19 protein-coding genes and 1 pseudogene are annotated in these 17,067 nt (G+C 33.7%); all 20 read left to right on the top strand.

The window, feature by feature from the left end; translation table 11 throughout:
- The first annotated feature begins 89 nt into the window (after positions 1–89).
- The 20 genes and pseudogenes from ACHZEU_RS03110 (at position 90) to ACHZEU_RS03015 (ending at position 15,532) form a co-directional block, all read left to right on the top strand.
- On the top strand, positions 90–2,048 hold the full coding sequence (locus ACHZEU_RS03110) for a type IV secretion system protein VirB4 (protein WP_279494824.1): 1,959 nt from the start codon (positions 90–92) through the stop codon (positions 2,046–2,048).
- Position 2,049: 1 nt separating this feature from the next.
- A complete protein-coding gene (locus tag ACHZEU_RS03105; RefSeq protein WP_328004019.1) occupies positions 2,050–2,655 on the top strand; it encodes a hypothetical protein in 606 nt (201 codons plus the stop codon).
- Complete coding sequence (locus tag ACHZEU_RS03100; RefSeq protein ID WP_404804003.1) at positions 2,652–3,422, top strand: hypothetical protein; 771 nt, start codon at positions 2,652–2,654, stop codon at positions 3,420–3,422. The genes ACHZEU_RS03105 and ACHZEU_RS03100 overlap by 4 nt, the downstream gene beginning before the upstream one ends.
- A 63-nt stretch (positions 3,423–3,485) precedes the next feature.
- Positions 3,486–3,692, top strand: a pseudogene (locus ACHZEU_RS03095) (NlpC/P60 family protein); the annotation flags it as partial.
- Positions 3,693–3,708: 16 nt separating this feature from the next.
- Positions 3,709–4,626, top strand: coding sequence for a hypothetical protein (locus ACHZEU_RS03090; protein WP_404804002.1), 918 nt, complete (start codon positions 3,709–3,711; stop codon positions 4,624–4,626).
- A gap of 274 nt (positions 4,627–4,900) precedes the next feature.
- Positions 4,901–5,194: a hypothetical protein gene (locus ACHZEU_RS03085; protein ID WP_066036880.1), complete on the top strand. Its 294-nt coding sequence runs from the start codon at positions 4,901–4,903 to the stop codon at positions 5,192–5,194.
- Positions 5,194–5,541 (top strand): hypothetical protein, encoded by a 348-nt coding sequence (locus ACHZEU_RS03080; protein WP_066036879.1) that lies wholly within the window; start codon positions 5,194–5,196, stop codon positions 5,539–5,541. The genes ACHZEU_RS03085 and ACHZEU_RS03080 overlap by 1 nt, the downstream gene beginning before the upstream one ends.
- Positions 5,522–5,983, top strand: coding sequence for a hypothetical protein (locus tag ACHZEU_RS03075; protein ID WP_066036878.1), 462 nt, complete (start codon positions 5,522–5,524; stop codon positions 5,981–5,983). Before ACHZEU_RS03080 ends, ACHZEU_RS03075 begins: the two co-directional genes overlap by 20 nt.
- 19 nt (positions 5,984–6,002) lie before the next feature.
- A complete protein-coding gene (gene mobP2 / locus ACHZEU_RS03070; protein WP_066036877.1) occupies positions 6,003–7,235 on the top strand; it encodes a MobP2 family relaxase in 1,233 nt (410 codons plus the stop codon).
- 13 nt (positions 7,236–7,248) lie between these two features.
- Positions 7,249–7,680 (top strand): hypothetical protein, encoded by a 432-nt coding sequence (locus ACHZEU_RS03065; RefSeq protein ID WP_083225254.1) that lies wholly within the window; start codon positions 7,249–7,251, stop codon positions 7,678–7,680.
- Positions 7,652–7,912: a hypothetical protein gene (locus ACHZEU_RS03060; protein WP_305193285.1), complete on the top strand. Its 261-nt coding sequence runs from the start codon at positions 7,652–7,654 to the stop codon at positions 7,910–7,912. The genes ACHZEU_RS03065 and ACHZEU_RS03060 overlap by 29 nt, the downstream gene beginning before the upstream one ends.
- 13 nt (positions 7,913–7,925) lie before the next feature.
- Positions 7,926–9,629, top strand: a complete 1,704-nt coding sequence (locus tag ACHZEU_RS03055) for an LPD25 domain-containing protein (protein WP_404804001.1) — start codon at positions 7,926–7,928, stop codon at positions 9,627–9,629.
- Between the two features lie 136 nt (positions 9,630–9,765).
- Positions 9,766–10,542 (top strand): DNA-methyltransferase, encoded by a 777-nt coding sequence (locus tag ACHZEU_RS03050; protein ID WP_404804000.1) that lies wholly within the window; start codon positions 9,766–9,768, stop codon positions 10,540–10,542.
- 98 nt (positions 10,543–10,640) lie between these two features.
- Positions 10,641–10,874 carry a hypothetical protein gene (locus tag ACHZEU_RS03045; protein WP_225340972.1) on the top strand — a complete coding sequence of 78 codons (234 nt, stop codon included), beginning with the start codon at positions 10,641–10,643 and terminating at the stop codon, positions 10,872–10,874.
- A gap of 138 nt (positions 10,875–11,012) precedes the next feature.
- Complete coding sequence (locus tag ACHZEU_RS03040; protein ID WP_225340973.1) at positions 11,013–11,420, top strand: hypothetical protein; 408 nt, start codon at positions 11,013–11,015, stop codon at positions 11,418–11,420.
- 1 nt (position 11,421) lies between these two features.
- Complete coding sequence (locus tag ACHZEU_RS03035) at positions 11,422–11,601, top strand: hypothetical protein (RefSeq protein WP_225340974.1); 180 nt, start codon at positions 11,422–11,424, stop codon at positions 11,599–11,601.
- Positions 11,598–12,398, top strand: coding sequence for a hypothetical protein (locus tag ACHZEU_RS03030; RefSeq protein ID WP_225340975.1), 801 nt, complete (start codon positions 11,598–11,600; stop codon positions 12,396–12,398). Before ACHZEU_RS03035 ends, ACHZEU_RS03030 begins: the two co-directional genes overlap by 4 nt.
- Positions 12,395–13,057 (top strand): hypothetical protein, encoded by a 663-nt coding sequence (locus tag ACHZEU_RS03025; RefSeq protein WP_225340976.1) that lies wholly within the window; start codon positions 12,395–12,397, stop codon positions 13,055–13,057. Before ACHZEU_RS03030 ends, ACHZEU_RS03025 begins: the two co-directional genes overlap by 4 nt.
- A 43-nt stretch (positions 13,058–13,100) precedes the next feature.
- Positions 13,101–15,239: a DNA topoisomerase III gene (topB, locus tag ACHZEU_RS03020; RefSeq protein ID WP_279494835.1), complete on the top strand. Its 2,139-nt coding sequence runs from the start codon at positions 13,101–13,103 to the stop codon at positions 15,237–15,239.
- 56 nt (positions 15,240–15,295) lie between these two features.
- On the top strand, positions 15,296–15,532 hold the full coding sequence (locus ACHZEU_RS03015; protein ID WP_279494837.1) for a hypothetical protein: 237 nt from the start codon (positions 15,296–15,298) through the stop codon (positions 15,530–15,532).
- Positions 15,533–17,067: the final 1,535 nt, after the last annotated feature.

Below are 17,067 nucleotides of genomic sequence, written 5' to 3'. Positions count from 1 at the left end.
AGCTTTAACAAAAGAAAAGAAGCAAGACATTTTATTTATGATGTCTAATCAAAATTCTAAATTATAAGTAGAGGAGGGGATGTTTAACAATGAAGCTATTAGACTCTCTTATGAAGATGAAGCAGCCAGATAAAATGAAGCAAGAGGAGAAACAAGAGAAAGTGTATAATCCCACTTTTTTAGCTGCTATACAACCGCAAGGCGGTATTCAATTTAAAGATAAATACATTCAAAAAGGAGACGGTTATGAGGCCTGTATTCACATATGGGACTATCCAACGAATGTATCAAAACTATGGTTAGAAAAAATATTCTCCATGCGTGATGTCATTGTAACGATGGATAATGCAACAATGCCTAAAGATGAAACCGTTAGTGCGATTAATAAAAGTATGTTAGAGCAGACCGTACGTTATTCAAGTGGAAAACATCAATCTGAAAAAATGGATGCTCAAAATAGTTATCAAGAGTTAGAAAGGCTTTATCAGGAAATTTCACAAATGGGTGAGGTCGTAAAGCTTGTCGACATTCGTTTATTTGTACATGCAAAAACGATTCATGAGCTGGAACAAAAAGTACAAGCAGTTGAAACGGATTTAATTAGTTATGGATATAAGGGAACGATATTTCTTAATGAAAGTAGTTGGGAATGGCAGTCCCTTTTTGTTCCTTATCAAGAGCAACAAACATTTCCAAATAAAAGAGAAAGTAAAGGCATACCAGCGCTTTCATTAGCTGCAGGTTTGCCTTTTCATTTTTCAGAGCTTAACGATCCCACAGGCAGTTATTTAGGCACGACATTTAGTGGTGGTAATGTTATTTTTGATCTGTTTCATCGAGACAAACAGCGTACATTTTTTAATGCCGTTGTTGCTGGAACGATGGGGAAAGGAAAATCGACACTGTTGAAAAAGCTGACAACGGATAATGCTTGTCGTAGTAATGTGATACGGGGTTTTGATGTAACAGGCGAATTTGCCACGTTAGTAGAAGAATCTTTGAATGGCCAATTAATTAGTTTAGATGGCAGTCAAGGTATCATAAATCCTTTGCAAATTTATCGTATTTCAGACGGCACAGATCAAAAAAGTGAAGAACTTAGCTTTATGCAGCACCTTTCTAAAGTTACAACCTTCTATCAATTTTTAACGAATAATCCTTCAACGGAAGACTTAGAAGAATTTAAAAAAATATTACGTTTGTTTTATGTATCTTTAGGTTTTCAAGAACGGATTCAAAGTACGGGTGTAACCCAGTTAGCGAATGAAGAATATCCGACATTCAGTGAATTTTTACAGTATGTGCGGAATGAATTATATGAGGATTTACCACAACGTATTATTCGTAAAGAGTTGTCTATGACTAGAGCCAATCGTCTAGAAAAAATTGAATTAGTAATTGATAATTTAGTACACAGTTATGGTCATTTATTCGATGGACACACATCCATTCCAGCTTTTACAGATGAACAAGTGATTTTCTTTTCTGTCCGTAATCTAACAAGGTTAGAGAAAAATATATTTAATGCACAAATGTATAGTGCATTAACGTTGATATGGGATAATCTTATTCAAATTGGTACACCTCAAATGCGAGCAATTTATGAAGATAGTAATTTCAATGAAGAGGATGTTATTCGGTTTTTCCTGGTTATCGATGAATCTCATCGTTTTATCAATGCCAATAATCTGTTAGCTGTGGACTATTTAATTGATTATGAACGAGAAGCCCGTAAGTATTTTGGTGGAATTGTATTAGCTAGTCAATCCATTCGAGATTATGTACCTGACCATGCAGATTCGGAAGTTGTGACAAAGATTCGTACTTTATTTGAATTAACACAGTACAAATTTATCATGGGACAAGACGCCAACACATTAGATGCTATGCGAACGATTTTTGAGGGTCAAATCAGCGAAAGTGAATTGGCGCAAATACCGCAGTTCCAACAAGGAGATTGTCTACTATCTATTAATGGAGTAGGGAATTTAATGTTCAGCGTAGAAGCATCAGAAGAAGAGTTGGCAATGTTTAGAGGGGGAATGTAACGTGGAACGTTCTACAATGTCAAAATTAATCTTGGTACTATTCATTGGTTTGGTCATGTTAGGGTTCATGATAAAAATGTTCTTCTATGATGGTAAAAATAAAGATGATACAGGTTTTGAGGGAGAAAATGAATACAGCTACACAGAACCAATAGAGGAAGAAAGAACAGACTCAGAGACGGAAACCGATAAAGATCAACAAGTACCTGTAGGGAATACGGAAATCGATTATGACGCTGAGTATGGGGCTAAATTCGGTGAAGATAAGGTACAGGCAGCAGAAAAATTAGCGGAAAAAGTTATGCAAGCTTGGCTAGAAAATAATACAGATATGGAGATGTGGAAGGAAATTTCTACAGCTCCTTTTTTAATTGTTGTACAAAATGAAGTAATGGCTCCGAAGGATCAACTAACAAGGAAAGTCCAGTCACTTGATGTTTCTCCTACAAAGGCTTCAGGAGATCAAGAAATACAATTCATGGTCTATGCCACATGGGATGTGCTTTCTGCAGGTAAAAAAGTTAGAGAACAATCCAACATGTATAAAATATCTTTGACACTTTCTGAGTCGGGAGAATGGTTTGTAAAAGAGTTGAGTCGTGTATGAAGCAACTCATTAATTTTATTGGACAGCAGATTGGTAAAAAGATTTTGGTATGGATTGCAGGGTCGTTAGGGTTTTCATTCTTTGCGATTGTAGCTGTCATTTTGTTGGCCATCATCATGATAATAGGTGCAGTAGGAGGCTCAACAAACAATCATTCTATTGGAGGAAATGGTTTATCAGCTTGTTCTGTGACAGGAGAAATCGATGAAGTAAGCTGGAATGCAGCCTTTTCAAATGCAGGGGCTTTCACTGGAAAAGGAGATTTATTTATAGAACTTGCTAGATTAAATGGCATTGATCCTGTATTGGCTGCAGCAATTGCTTTTCACGAAACAGGTCGAGGTACATCCAATGCGGTTGTAAATAAAAACAATCCAGGAGGCATCATGGACCCAGCTACAGGTTGGTCTAAGTTGATGCATTTTTCCACATTAGAGGAAGGGTTGTCATACACAATGGCGAATTTAAAGCGTCGCATTATTGATGACGGACTCTCAACAATTGAGTCATTAGGGAGTGTTTATGCACCCATCGGGGCAGCAAATGATCCGAACGGATTAAATGCACATTGGGTACCAACGGTCACGAAATTTGCTAGTGAGTTGGGTGGATTAACGATGAATTGTTCGCCTATGGGTTCTCAAATTGTTGGAAATGAAGCTTTTAAAACGATTTTAAACGAGATGTTAAAGTACGAAGGATGGTCCTATGTTTGGGGTGGTTACAATCCAAATATGGGCTTTGATTGTTCAGGATTAATGCAATAGTCTTACGAAAAAGCAGGCAWCCWACTTCCACGTACAGCCTATACACAATACAAATTTGCTCAACCAATAACACGGGATCAATTGCAACCAGGCGACTTAATTTTCTTTAAAAGTGCTAATTACGCACCAGTTACAMATGTCGGTATGTATGTAGGAAACGGAAAAATGTTTAACTCGCAAAACGATGGTGTGCGTTATGATGACGCGTTAACAGGTTATTGGGGATCTGTCATTGTGGGTTATGGAAGAGTGGCCGATTTCTCTGAATAAAGGAGGGCGTTAAATTGTGAAATTAAAAATAAATAAAGGCTTAGAAAACAAATTTTATGTAAGTCTGATGTCGTTTCTCATCATTAGTTTTTTGATTATCTTCACATCCAAGTTGTGGATGTATGATGATAATCCAATTAAACAAACACCTTTTAACAAAGACATAGTTGGTTTAGAACAAACGACATTAATCTTAAAAAAATGGCACTATAATCCCGAAAAAGGGTTCATGGAAGTATTGCTGGAAACACGACACACAGGTTCAGATAACGTAAAACCTACATTTGCATTTGCGGCCAAAGCGTCCAAATCATTGGAGTCTTACCCTGTGAAAATTATCTATCAAAAAGATAATCAGTACGTTCTTCATATTTCAAAAGTGCCTGAAGAGCATTCTGTTATTGGTTTATTTGTTAAGGAAATTCGTGATCAAAAAATACTTGAAAGTGAGGCAAGGGACAAACTGTTGGCTGAAAAAGGCGCTGTCGATCCATCAGCTGTTTTAGATTTACCACAGCCGAAAGAAAAGATTATTGTTGGCGATTATCGAAAAATAAGTGAGGATAAAACCTTGAAAGAAAAGACACAGTTCGCCTATCAAGAAGAATTTATTGCGCTTGAAATTGACCAAATTGATAAGAAGATTCGTACATTGGAAGGAGAACAGATTCCCTTACAAGATGACATTATTGCATCAATACAAAACGAAATGAAGCATCTAGAAAGTGAGCTTGCCTATAAGACGGAAGACGAAAAACAAGAAGTACGTCTACAACTTGTAAAGAAAAAAACAGCGATTGAAAACGTCAATGAGAAGAAAAAAGACTATCAAAATCGACTAATAGAATTACAAAATAAGCGAAAGAAGTTGCAAGAAAAAATTGACATGATTGGCTCCGATGAAATGAAAAAGAATGTAGTTGAAGTCGAATAATACTAGTAGTAAATGGATTGATTTTAGCAAAAAAGCTAGGAAGAAAACAGGAAGAACGTAAGAAATTTCAGGAAGAAAACAGGAAGAATTGCTCTTTTTTATGGGGACACCGAAATACTAGGCTCTGCCTAGTCTATCACCCCAGGTGATAGCAGATTTCCCTTATGCTCTTTCACTCAATAGCCTGCGCTCGCAGGCTATTTTCAGTTTCGCCTCTTTTAGAGACGAAACGCTCAACGCCCTAGCGACTTTGAAGTAAAGGAGAGATTGCACAATGGCCGAAATAAAGGCACGGGTTGATCCAGCATTAAAGAAAAAAATAACAAGCATGGCCAAAAAAAAGAAGATGACACAAAATGATTTTATTAATCTTCATTTGAAACGAATAACGACTCCAAATTTATTTCAAGAAGAAAAAAATCGCTTCGAAGAAATGCTGGGGATGCATATAGAAGTGTTTGCAACATTTGCAAAATCGAATGAAGAGTTGCTGAAGAAACTGATTTCAATTGAGGGCATTTTAAACCAAGAAGTTCAAAAGGTTTTTGAGCAAGAGGTGAACGAATAATGAGTGACATATTAATTCGAGATGTCGATGAATTAGCAATAGATAAAATTGATAAAGCTGCTAAAAAAGCAAAGGTGTCACGCCAGGTTTATTTAAAATCCTTGCTTGAACGAATTGCATATTTTGATGTGTTCATTGAAGAACGAGATCGCTTTGAAAAGGTTGTAATGTCTTCACAGAAACAAATGGAACAATACTTACTACAGCAAAGTGAACTATATGAAAGTGTATTGCGAATTGAATCCATGCTGTACTTATTATTAGATAGTGATGCAGAAGAAATAAATCAACAACTGACAGAATTAGTAGGAAAGGAAGTGAAGTTAAGTGACAGTAACGAAAAATAAAAAAAATTTCTGGTTAACGGATTCTACAATACTAAAGCTCGAACAGTTAGCAACTGAAAAAAATTTAACTCTTGGTGGTGTTATAGAGTACCTAATTGAGACTCTTTATGCTCATGAAACTTCTCAAAATCAAGCCCTTTTAGCAGAAGTAGAAGCAATGATGCACAAACATTTACACAGTATATTGGAGCCAATTACAGAAGACTTAAAACGAGTACGTATAACAGGGAATGTTATTGATCGTAATACTCAGATGATGCTTGAATTTTGGAATCACTATTTCATTATGACAGATGCAAAACAGTTAGGTTCTACTGATCGATTAAAAACAGTGCCTTTTACTCAAGCTGAGGAATTAATAAAAAATCGTATTGCACATAATCGTCAAAAGAAAATCGATCAGGAAACCAAAAGAGCTTTGCCAGATAATCAAGGTTCTTAATGGATAGAGGGAGATAAAGATGAATAATTCTCCTGGCGTTGTTTTAAAAAGTCGCTTTGTTATGCCATCCAGCGAGGAGTATCAGGATTTTATTAGTTATATTGATCGTGATGCTGCGAAAGTGAAGGAGAAAATTATTACTGATGAAAATGATTCCTTTTCTGTTTTTTATCAGTATATGGACTATATGGGAGATGAAAACAAGCAAGGTGCATTGTTTTCATCTACTGAAGATATTATCAATATGGATCAAAAAAATTCATTAAAAGATTTGTTCAAGCAGGCTCAAGAAAATGGTTCTCCACTATGGCAAGATGTGATTAGTTTTGATAACACTTGGCTACAAAAGTATGGATTAATGGATGAGGGTGGACAGGTTAATGAAGTGAAAATGAAAAATATTGTGCGCGCTGCAGTAAACGAAATGTTAAAAGGAGAGAATATGATCGATAGTGCGGTATGGTCTGCAGCTATTCACTACAACACAGACAACCTTCATGTTCATATAGCGACAGTTGAGCCGATACCTACACGGGTTAAAAAGTGGACAAAGAATTTTGAAACAGGTAAATGGGAAGAACAACTACGTGCCAAACGAAAACAAGGTTCCCTTGATAAAATGAAGTCGAAAGTGGCCAACCTTATTATGGATCGCACAAAAGAACGTAATCTTATAACCGATTTGATACGAGGTAGTGTGAATTTAAAAAAGGAAAAGGGAGTCGATTTATCTACACATCGTCAAACGAAAAGGCTTTTTCGAGAGGCACTTCAACGATTACCGCAAGATCGTTCTCAATGGAGGTATGGTTATCAGTCAATTGATGGGGCAAGGCCGTATATTGATCAGATCGTTGATATATATTTAAAACGTTACTATAAAAATGAAATGATAGATCTTCATCGGCTACTGGATGAAGAAGTTGAAGTCATGAAAGAAAAGTATGGAGAAGGTAGCAAGTATCAAAACTATAAACAAACAAAATTAGATGATTTAAAAAAACGTATGGGTAATGCGGTTTTAACTGAAATGCGTGCCTATCAAAAGGAAGCCGATCATCGTTGGTTTGAACTATCTAAATCCCAAAGGAAGTATCAAGCTCCTATGTATCGTCAAAATTTACATGTTTCTAAAGGGTTAAACCAGGCACTAAATAATTTGAATTATCGGTTACGAAAAACGTACCACGACTTTAAAAAAGAACGAAACATGGAAGAATTTGACCGCATGTTAGATGGATACGAGCGTTAGAGGAGGTTGTTAAATGTCCTACCAAGTCAAATGTGAATCATGTAATAAAGTGCTTGATGTAATTAGAGAACCTTATCATGGGGCAATGTGTATGTCGTGTATTGATAATAATCTAGATATTGTTGTGATGTCTGCTCCAAAAGAAATTGGTTTCTTTGACGAAAATAGTAGATGGATTTCCCCCATGAACTATTTAATTCAGAACCTTGATGGAAAAAATTATCTTATACATCGAGAGCTGGCTTTGGATGAACTATGTGAGTACGATGATGACCAAACTTTTTATTATCGATCACAAAAATATCTAAAAGAACTTACAAACATGCCCTCGAAAGAGGCTGCAGAAGAAATCATTAAAAGCTGGTGGAATGCATTTAATGAATTAAAAAATTTTGAAAATAAGAGGGATGGCAAAAATGAACAACATTCAATATGCGTTTATTAAAGAGTTAGAAGAACAGCATGTTACGCTTCGAGTAAATAGTGTAGATCTAAAAATAGATCTAACAGAGGATAATCGACAGTTTATCTTTGGGGCAATTCAACAAGGTACATTTATTGTGCCATTCAATCAAGAAAGCCATGAAATAATTATGGATACCTCATTACTTGAATATTTTCCTGAAACAGAACGTCATGAATTAGCAGATGCCCATTTGGTACCTGAAGAACTTTAAAGGAGTAGAGATTATGGTGATGACACGTAAAAAATATACAGCAAAAACAGCAGAGGAAAAGCAAAAAGAGATCGAAGAATTATCAGAGAAAATGACCAATCAACTAAGCTCCTATTTTATAACTGAGGATGCTTTAAAAGAGCATTTAGCTTTTATGTCAATATTTTATAACTATTCCTTGCGTAACATGGCTTTGATTCAAAATCAGTTCATGGGTGCAAAAGCAGTAGGTTCATTTAAGTTTTGGCAGGACAAGGGTGTATCTGTTAAAAAAGGTGAGAAGGGGATTCAAATATTTGTCCCTACACCTGTCACATATTTTAAACGGGATGATGAATGGATACAGATGCAATTCGCTAATTCAAGAGAGAAAGCACAAATTAAAAATGGCGTGCTAGAAACTGAAAAAAAGTTGTTTTTTAAAATTGGCCATGTATTTGAATATACCCAAACAGATGCAAGAGAGAAAGGGATGCCTGTCTCTGAAATCTTTGGCCAGTATCACCAGGATGGAGTGATAGAAAATGAAGGTGAAATGTTAGCAGCCTTGCATAAAGTATCTAAAAATATTGGGTTTGAAATATTACCAGTACCTCCACGTGAATTAGGAGTAGCGAAAGGAGTTGCTTATCCATATGAAAAAATAATTGCCTTAAACCCACGAAATACAGCTTACGAAAATGTTACTACGTTACTTCATGAGTTAGCACATGCTAGGCTGCACACTCCTGATGTTCGAGATAGCTTTACTACAGCAGAACGTGAATTTCAAGCAGAAATGGTGTCCTATGTCGTGGTCAGTCGATATGGAATTGATACTGAAAATTTTAGTCTTTCTTATTTGGCCAGCTGGACACAACAAGGTAAAGAATTAAAAGATAAAGAGATGTTATTAAATGGTGTGAGAACAGCAGCGAGTGAATTTATAGAAACCATCGATAATCATTTTTTAGAAATACGACGTGCAAAAGAGAACGAATTAATGAAGCCTGTGCAGCTGCTATTAATCGAGTATGGGGCCTTATCGAATGCCAGCTTGCGTGCAATTGAAGCTGAGGACTTAAAAGAAATTATTCATGACATAATCACTAATAAGGTTGAGCAATTACAACATCCAGCATTTAAACAGGAATTGGATCAACTTAGGAGTGTCAGTGATGATTTACTTACCTTTGAGCAAGTAAATGCAGATTTTATCCAGGTGTTTAATAATACGTTTAAAGATAATTTTGCCCTCATTAATCAGCAAGAAGTGACTAATCCGAAGATCCTAATCCAATGGTCTGAAAGTGAACTAATGTCTAATGAATTAATGGGGTTTGCTGAAGGAAATGAACGCATGGCGCTGCTTGAAAAGGCAGTGTTTTCTGATAAAGAAAAAGCATATAGTTATCTCAAAACTCGATACCATGTATTAATTCCAAACGGAGATACAATCGATCTAGTTAATCCAGATCGATTAGATATTGGTGATGGAGAGTACAAGAGTCCATATGATCAACTCATTGCAGAAAATAAGCTAACTGATCCGCAACATCAGGAAATTTTAAAGGAACTCGCTTTGTATGCTGATGAAAAGCAGCGTGGTGGCCAATTAACTGAGTCAGTCCAGGTAGAGAAAGAGTTGCAACAAAAAATACCTGGTGCTCATGATGAAGTATTGAAAAATGAAGTGGGTACCAAACACAAGCGAAGAAGTATTGCATATGAACGTTAAGGAAGCGCAGTCAATTTGACTAGCGTTATTTTTATTGAAAAATTAAAGAGGCTTGTCCCTTCAAGCCTCTTAAAAAGTATGTAAAAGAACGCTTGTTCTCCTGGTTTAATTATAATATGTCGGGAGGAAAAAAGCTATGAACATTAACAAAAATACTATTTACAACATGGATTGCCTAGAGGGTATGCAGTACATACCAGACAAGTCGGTTGATTTAATCCTGACAGATCTTCCTTATGGAACGACTACCTGTCGTTGGGATACGATTATTCCGTTTGAGCTTTTGTGGGAGCAGTACGAGCGAGTGATCAAAGATAACGGAGCTATTGTATTAACGGCAAGCCAGCCATTCACTAGTAAATTAATTATGTCCAATCTCAAACTGTTCAGATATGAGTGGATTTGGAAGAAAGGAAAGCACACAACAGGATTTCCAAATGCCAATAAGATGCCACTAAAAAATCATGAAAATGTATGTGTCTTTTATAAAAAACTGCCGACATACAATCCACAAGGAGTTATATATTGTAAGCCTGTATTAATAAAAAATTCTCCTAAAATGAAAATACTAGGAGATAGAAATGAAACATTAAGTAAACCACATATCGTGAAAAGGAAAAACTACCCTAAGTCAGTAATTGATTTTCCACGTGACAGCAAAACTTGGCACCCGACACAAAAACCATTATCACTATTTGAGTATCTTATCCTAACTTATACAAATCCAGGTGACACAGTGTTAGATAACTGTGTGGGAGCATTTACTACAGCTGCAGCCTGTGACAATACAAAACGTTCCTGGATTGGTTTTGAGTTGGATTCAGAATACTGTGAAGGGGGGAGAGAACGAGTAAACGAAAATAGACAAAAGTTAGGTTTAAAACCAGTTGAAATTTTGTCCTTAAAAAAGTGAAAAGTAATATTTAATTTTAAAGAGATCAGGACTCATCAAAATTGGTGAGTCTTAGCAGTTAAACAACTATTGTTATTATCATTGAGGGAGATGTGTCTATGGCTGAAAAAATAAAAATGATTGCGGTAATAGAAGTTGATGAAAATATAGCGAAAGATCACAATTACAACATTGAAGAGGAATTCAAATGGCTAGTTGATAGTGGTATATTTTTAAGAAATCTTGTGAATGTTCCTCCTGATTTTGATATAAATGATCTGCAGCAAGAAAATAAACTAATGAAAGAGAAAAAAACAATTAGAAAACAAGACAAAGGATTTTATGAACGTTAGTGAAAAGATTTTTAAAATCTAACAAATATTCAAAGGTTAAGGATTCATCAAAATTGGTGAGTCCTTTTTCTTATCAAAGGGAGTTTTTCAGGCTTTGTAGATCAAATTTAATTATTTAGAACGGAAGGAGTGTGTAATATGGCAATTTTAAAGCCTTTAAAGAGGTTGAGTGAGTGTTTCTTGATATTAACAATGCTTTATTTAAGTATCGATGGAGTGTGTGTATTAACAACCTTTATCAGTAGTGACAATGTACGTGAAGGTATCGAGGGGCTTATGGTTTTTTTAATTACGACTTCCTTCGCATTGTCACTAAGCTTGAAATTTACATTTCGGACGTCAAAAACCATATTAGAATCCTTTTTGCTTTGTTTATCTTTATGTACATTGTTAGGCTTATCGTTTTTAGGAAACCAGGAAAGTACAACATTAATAATTGTAATTTATCTTGTTTTAAATGCGGTTCTATTTTTAGTTCAGAAAATAATTATTCATAAAAAGCAGAAACAACATAATTTAATTGTTAATGATAAAGGAGGAGTTTGAAATGTCAGAAGAAACAAATGAAGATATTATTCAACCATTTTCTGTAGAATGTCCCTGGTGTGAGAGGGAGCAAAAAATATATGAACAAGAGCAAACAGTAGGCTGTACATCGCATAAATGTGAAAGTTGCGGGATAAGTTTTGCCATTTGGCACTTAATTGAAGAGAGGTATAACAAATGAAAAAATATAGATTAGGTTATGATTATGTATTTTTAGCAGATACGCCATTTATGTACAAAGGCGTTAATATTGGGGCCACAAGCGTAAATGTGTTGTTTAAAGTGTTTGATACTAAAGGAAACGAAAAATTATTTGAGTCAGAAAATGAATTAAATGAACAAAAAATTGATTTTGGTAATGGAAATTCATGTTATTTATTTGAATTTATTAGATGTTTTATTGATACAGAAAATGTTTTGAATTTTGAACCCAATATAAAACTTTTAAGAGAATTTGGATGCTCTTATACTTTGCAATGGGAGAAAACGTCATATACAAAAGATATTTTGATTAATGGTGTTCTAAATCCTGAAGATGTTTCAGAAGTTGAGTTTATGGAACTGATGAAAAATAATATGGAATTATTTGATATTCGTGATAACTACCCAGCTCAAACAACTTCGTTTTTTACACAAGAAATAATCATGTTGCACGATTACAAATTAAAAAACGTTCCTGTAAATTATGGGCTTGGTAAAGAAGAAACTGTTTCAAAATATCGCTATGAATACAACGGTGAAAAATATTTAGTTGAGGTTGTACTTGATATAGGAAATATGATTGAGGTTGCGGTTTTTGAGCTTGATGATAATACCATAAAGTACGTTGGAGATACAGGGGAAAATGTATTCTTTGTTTTTAATACGATGACTGTTTTAGTAAAAGATTTACAAAGTTATGTGAATAAATGGATTGAAGAACATAAAGAATTGATTTTTCATGGGAATTGCTTACTTGAGGAGGTAGTGAAAAAATGAATTTAATTAAATTATTGAACCAAATAAACATTGATCAAACAATCACTGCAAATCCTATACATTTTTTGTTATTTAAAGAATCTCACTTTGAAAATCTCTATATGCCTATGTACTGGGGTGGATATGGACGACTCTTCAATAAAGAAATCTTAAATGAATTTTTTAAAAATGAAATTTCATATGATGAAATTATTCAAGCTGTAGATTTAACAACATTAGAGTTGCCCTATCAAAATGAATTTCTTCCCTTGATTAAGGAACGATTAGAAGAAATAAAAAGCCTTTCTGAACCAGTCCTTAACAGCGAAAAGATGAATATATTAAACTCACTTATTCTGTCATCAAGTGCATTTGTTTCATTACCTTATATCAGGAAATCTATTCACAAGCACGAACTTATAACTTTGTTAGCTTTAACTGAGTGGGAATTTTGGTTTCAAACTTGTTCAGGATGGGGTGTTAGCTATACCGCACTCACTATAAAATTCAATAGCATTTTCGATATATCTGAGTTAGAAATATATTTACCTTATGATGAACTGAACCAGTTACTAGATAAGCTTCAGTTTCAAAATGAAGAACTTTATAGAAACTTAGAATCATCTAAAAATATAGAAGAAAGTGAACTATTTGCAAGGTTATCTAACTTGAATATGTAGCCTGTTTATTAAAGTCAAAAATATATAAAAGGTGGTTATTAGAATGAATACAGTCATATTAGCCGAAAAACCTTCACAAGCAAAAGCTTATGCCGAAGCTTTTGAAGTAGCAAAAAGAGAAAAAACACACATTGAACTAAAACCTTGTAGCACATTTCCAGATGGAGCAGTCATCACATGGGGAATTGGACATCTTGTTGGCTTGAAAATGCCAGGGGAATATCGAAAAGAATGGAAAAACTGGGATATTAAAAATTTACCTATCATTCCAGCACAATTTGAGTATAAGGTTTCTGAGGATAAAAAAGTTCAATTTAATGCTGTAAAGAAGCTAATTAATAACGCTGATGTAGTAATCAACGCATGTGACATTGATCGTGAAGGTAGCAATATATTCTATTCTACTTTCAACATGACAGGTGCAAAAAATAAAACGATTAAACGGCTCTGGATTAACTCACTTGAAGTAGATGAAATTGTCAAAGGCTTTCAATCCTTACAATCAAATGAGAAAGATTTATTAATGTACAGCGAAGCAAAAACTCGTCAAATATCAGATTGGCTTGTAGGAATGAACGCTAGTCCTTTGTATAGTTTGCTTTTGCAAAATAAAGGTCTTAATGCAAGTTTAAGTATTGGCCGTGTACAATCCCCATTAGTTTATATGATCTACCAACACCAAAAAGAGATTGAGAACTTTGTATCTAAGCCATTCTTCGAATTAGTTGGCCATTTTAAATCAACAAATGGCCAATATACAGGTAAGGCAAAGGTTAAGACAGATACACTTAAAGAATTAATTTCATTTTTAGAAGAAAAAAACCTGGTATTAAATAAAGAAATTACAGGTGAAGTTTTAGAAATAGAGACAAAAGAGAAACATATAAAATCACCAAGATTACACTCTTTATCAACACTACAAAAGATTGCTAATAAAAGATGGAAGTACAGCCCTTCTAAAGTGTTAGAAATAATGCAGTCTTTGTATGAGAAAAAAATAGTCACTTATCCTCGTACCAGTATAAATTTCATTACTGAAAATGAATTTGTTTACTTGTCAAACAATGTTGAAAATTATATGCAGTTAATAAATGTCGATTTTACCCCTAATAAAGTTGCTAATAAACGATATGTAGATGGCACAAAAGTTCAAGAGCATTATGCCATAATACCAACTAAGACAATACCTAGTGCTAATACATTAAACAGCTTATCGGTTGAAGAAAAGCATATTTATGATGAGGTTTTGCGTAATACACTTGCTATGTTCCATAGTGACTACTTGTATGAGGAAACGAAAATTGTCACAGCTGTAAATAATGTGAAATTTGAAACTGTTGGAAAGGTAGAAATTGAAAAAGGTTGGAAAGCTTTATTTGTACAATCAGATGATGAAGAACATGTGGAAAATGGCAGTAATAAGGTGCTTCCTAGCGTTTCAAAAGATGAAAGAGTATTAAGTATCCTTCAAAGCAAAGAAGGGCATACAACGCCTCCTAAGCCCTATACAGAAGGTGATCTAGTTAAAGTAATGAAAAACGCTGGGAAAACAGTAGATGATGAAAGTGATAAGGAAATCTTAAACGAGGTAGAGGGGTTGGGGACTGAGGCCACACGTTCTAGTATCATCGAAACCATTAAGAAAAATGGGTATATTACAGTAACGAAAAATATTGTTTCTGTGACGAATAAAGGCAAAATTTTATGTGAAGCAATAGAGGGTACTTTACTTGCAAGTCCAGTAATGACTGCTAAATGGGAAGGAAAGCTAAAAGAAATCGGAACTGGAAAAAGTTCACCTGAGAATTTTATTTCTAATATTAAAGCTTTTATCATGAATTTAATTCAGGAAGCACCGAAAAAAATAGGACAAGTTAGTAATATAGAGCAAACAATAAAGATAGAACAAGCAAACAATAACAAAGGTAACTGTCCTTGTTGTAAGAAAGGTCAAATGATAGATCGTAAAACTTTTTTAGGGTGCAGCGAGTATAAAAATGGTTGTAAGTTTTCGATTAATAAAATAATTGCAACTAAAAAGCTTACGGAAAAAAATATCAATGATTTATTAGAAAAAGGGATTACGTCAGTCATAAAAGGCTTTAAATCGAAAACTGATAAATCGTTTGATGCAAAACTAAAAGTAACTGGTGACAAAGTGACATTTGAATTTTCTAAATAGGTCATTTTATTAGGGAGTCATTTCTTGAAAATGGACCGTAAGAAAGGAGACTAATCGTGCTAGGAACTAAGGCAAGACAAAAAATAAAAAATCCTACTTTGATTTTGGGTTATATAATTGCTGCTCTAGTTGGATGTTTAGGTAGTTACCTGGTCTTTTTACGTTTATGGTCATTATATGGTGTGCCACACCTGATGTTTTCGTTATTGGCTATAAGCAGTGGTGGAATTATTAGCTTTATTTTAGCTATTTTCTTGATGGGTAAAATATTTGATAAGCTTTATTTTGACTGACTATATAGTGAGTCTTTTTTGTTTTAAGGAGGTGATTTAGAATTTCTTATTTTTAATCACATAATGTATGGATGGCAAAGTTATATTTTAATTATTATTAGTTATTTTTAGGATTCATCGAATTTGATGAATCCTTTTAATTTGAGTTAACTGGATAAATGATGAATTAGTATTTCTTTTGTATAAGGCACTGACATATTTCAAAAGAATAAAGCTATAACACATGTGATTTAAAATACTTAAAGGGAGTATCAGGATTGAAATTTTTGAATGCTGAGATGTTGAATTATTTGAAACCATAATAAGAATATTGATGGTTAAAAGAATTCTATAAATAGTTTTCTATATAGTCTGCGTTGAAAATAGATTATATATGTAAAATATATTTTAATATTGATTTTATGAGAAAATATGGTTATTATATTTTGGAGGATATATTAAAAAGAACTACTTATATAATATTATATTCCTATTTTATGTATTACTTTTTATATTTATAACTTTATATAGGATTTTGGTTATAAATTAAATTAAACTGAAAAGGAACTACAATGAAAAGATACAATTAAAGCTCTTAGGGATACAGATTTTATGGTTAATACAAAGTGTTCACCTGACAGATATTTTTATCCAGAATGATTATTTACTATAAGGCAAAAGAATTAAACAATTAAAGTTATTAATTTCAAAACCTTCAATAAGTATAGCCCCGTTCTAAGAAAAGAACGGGGCTAAAAATATAGTTGTTTAATTTGTGCGAAAAGAAATTACTTTGAATTCCAAAAATTTTAACACATCTTACATAAGTGTGTAAGAGAATTAAGAGATACAAATAAAAGGGAACAGGAATTAAAGTTAAATAAAAACACCTTTAATTTCTCTTATGAAGCTATTATAAGCAGCATACACAAACAACTTGAAGCATTTAAAGTGAAAGGTGAGGAAGGAACTGAAATATGAAAAGTGGAATTGGTTACTTTAAGATATCCAAAGGAACCTAAAAGTTCGATCTGGACAAATTGAAATTCCTTTTAAAGTAAAAAATTGAATATTTTAGCTTATTTAATTTCAATAAAACCAGCAGAACAATAGCACTGCATGGATGTCTGATATACTGTAGACGTATGTAAAATGTGTACTTATTACCTCTTACAAACTATCTTTGAAATGCAGAAGAACATATAATCAGTCAGCTAGATGTCCAAATGATTATTACCATAATCCAGAAGAAATATAAAGGCGGTATAAGAAAGGGAGATTATTTAAAGATGGTTTATAGGTAGTTTTCAGAAATGCTTTACCTTATAATACTTCACTGGAAGGTTTGCCTCTAGTCTACTTTGTTTTAAAATAAAATTACCTATTGGATCCATTATTTTTATATTTTAAAGGACACGTTTCAGAGACAGTTGTCATTCTTCCCTACTACTTCACTCCTGTGGTGTATCAGCAGTCACTCAATATTCTCAGTAGTTGCCCCATGACCATATACTTAATAAATACGAAAAATAAATCATGTATGAAAGGTGAATATA

The sequence above is a fragment of the Lysinibacillus sp. S1 genome (genome assembly GCF_044986265.1).
In the GTDB taxonomy this organism is placed as follows: domain Bacteria; phylum Bacillota; class Bacilli; order Bacillales_A; family Planococcaceae; genus Lysinibacillus; species Lysinibacillus capsici.
The sequence above is the reverse complement of the archived record's forward strand: the minus strand, read 5'-3'. Positions and strand labels throughout refer to the sequence as shown.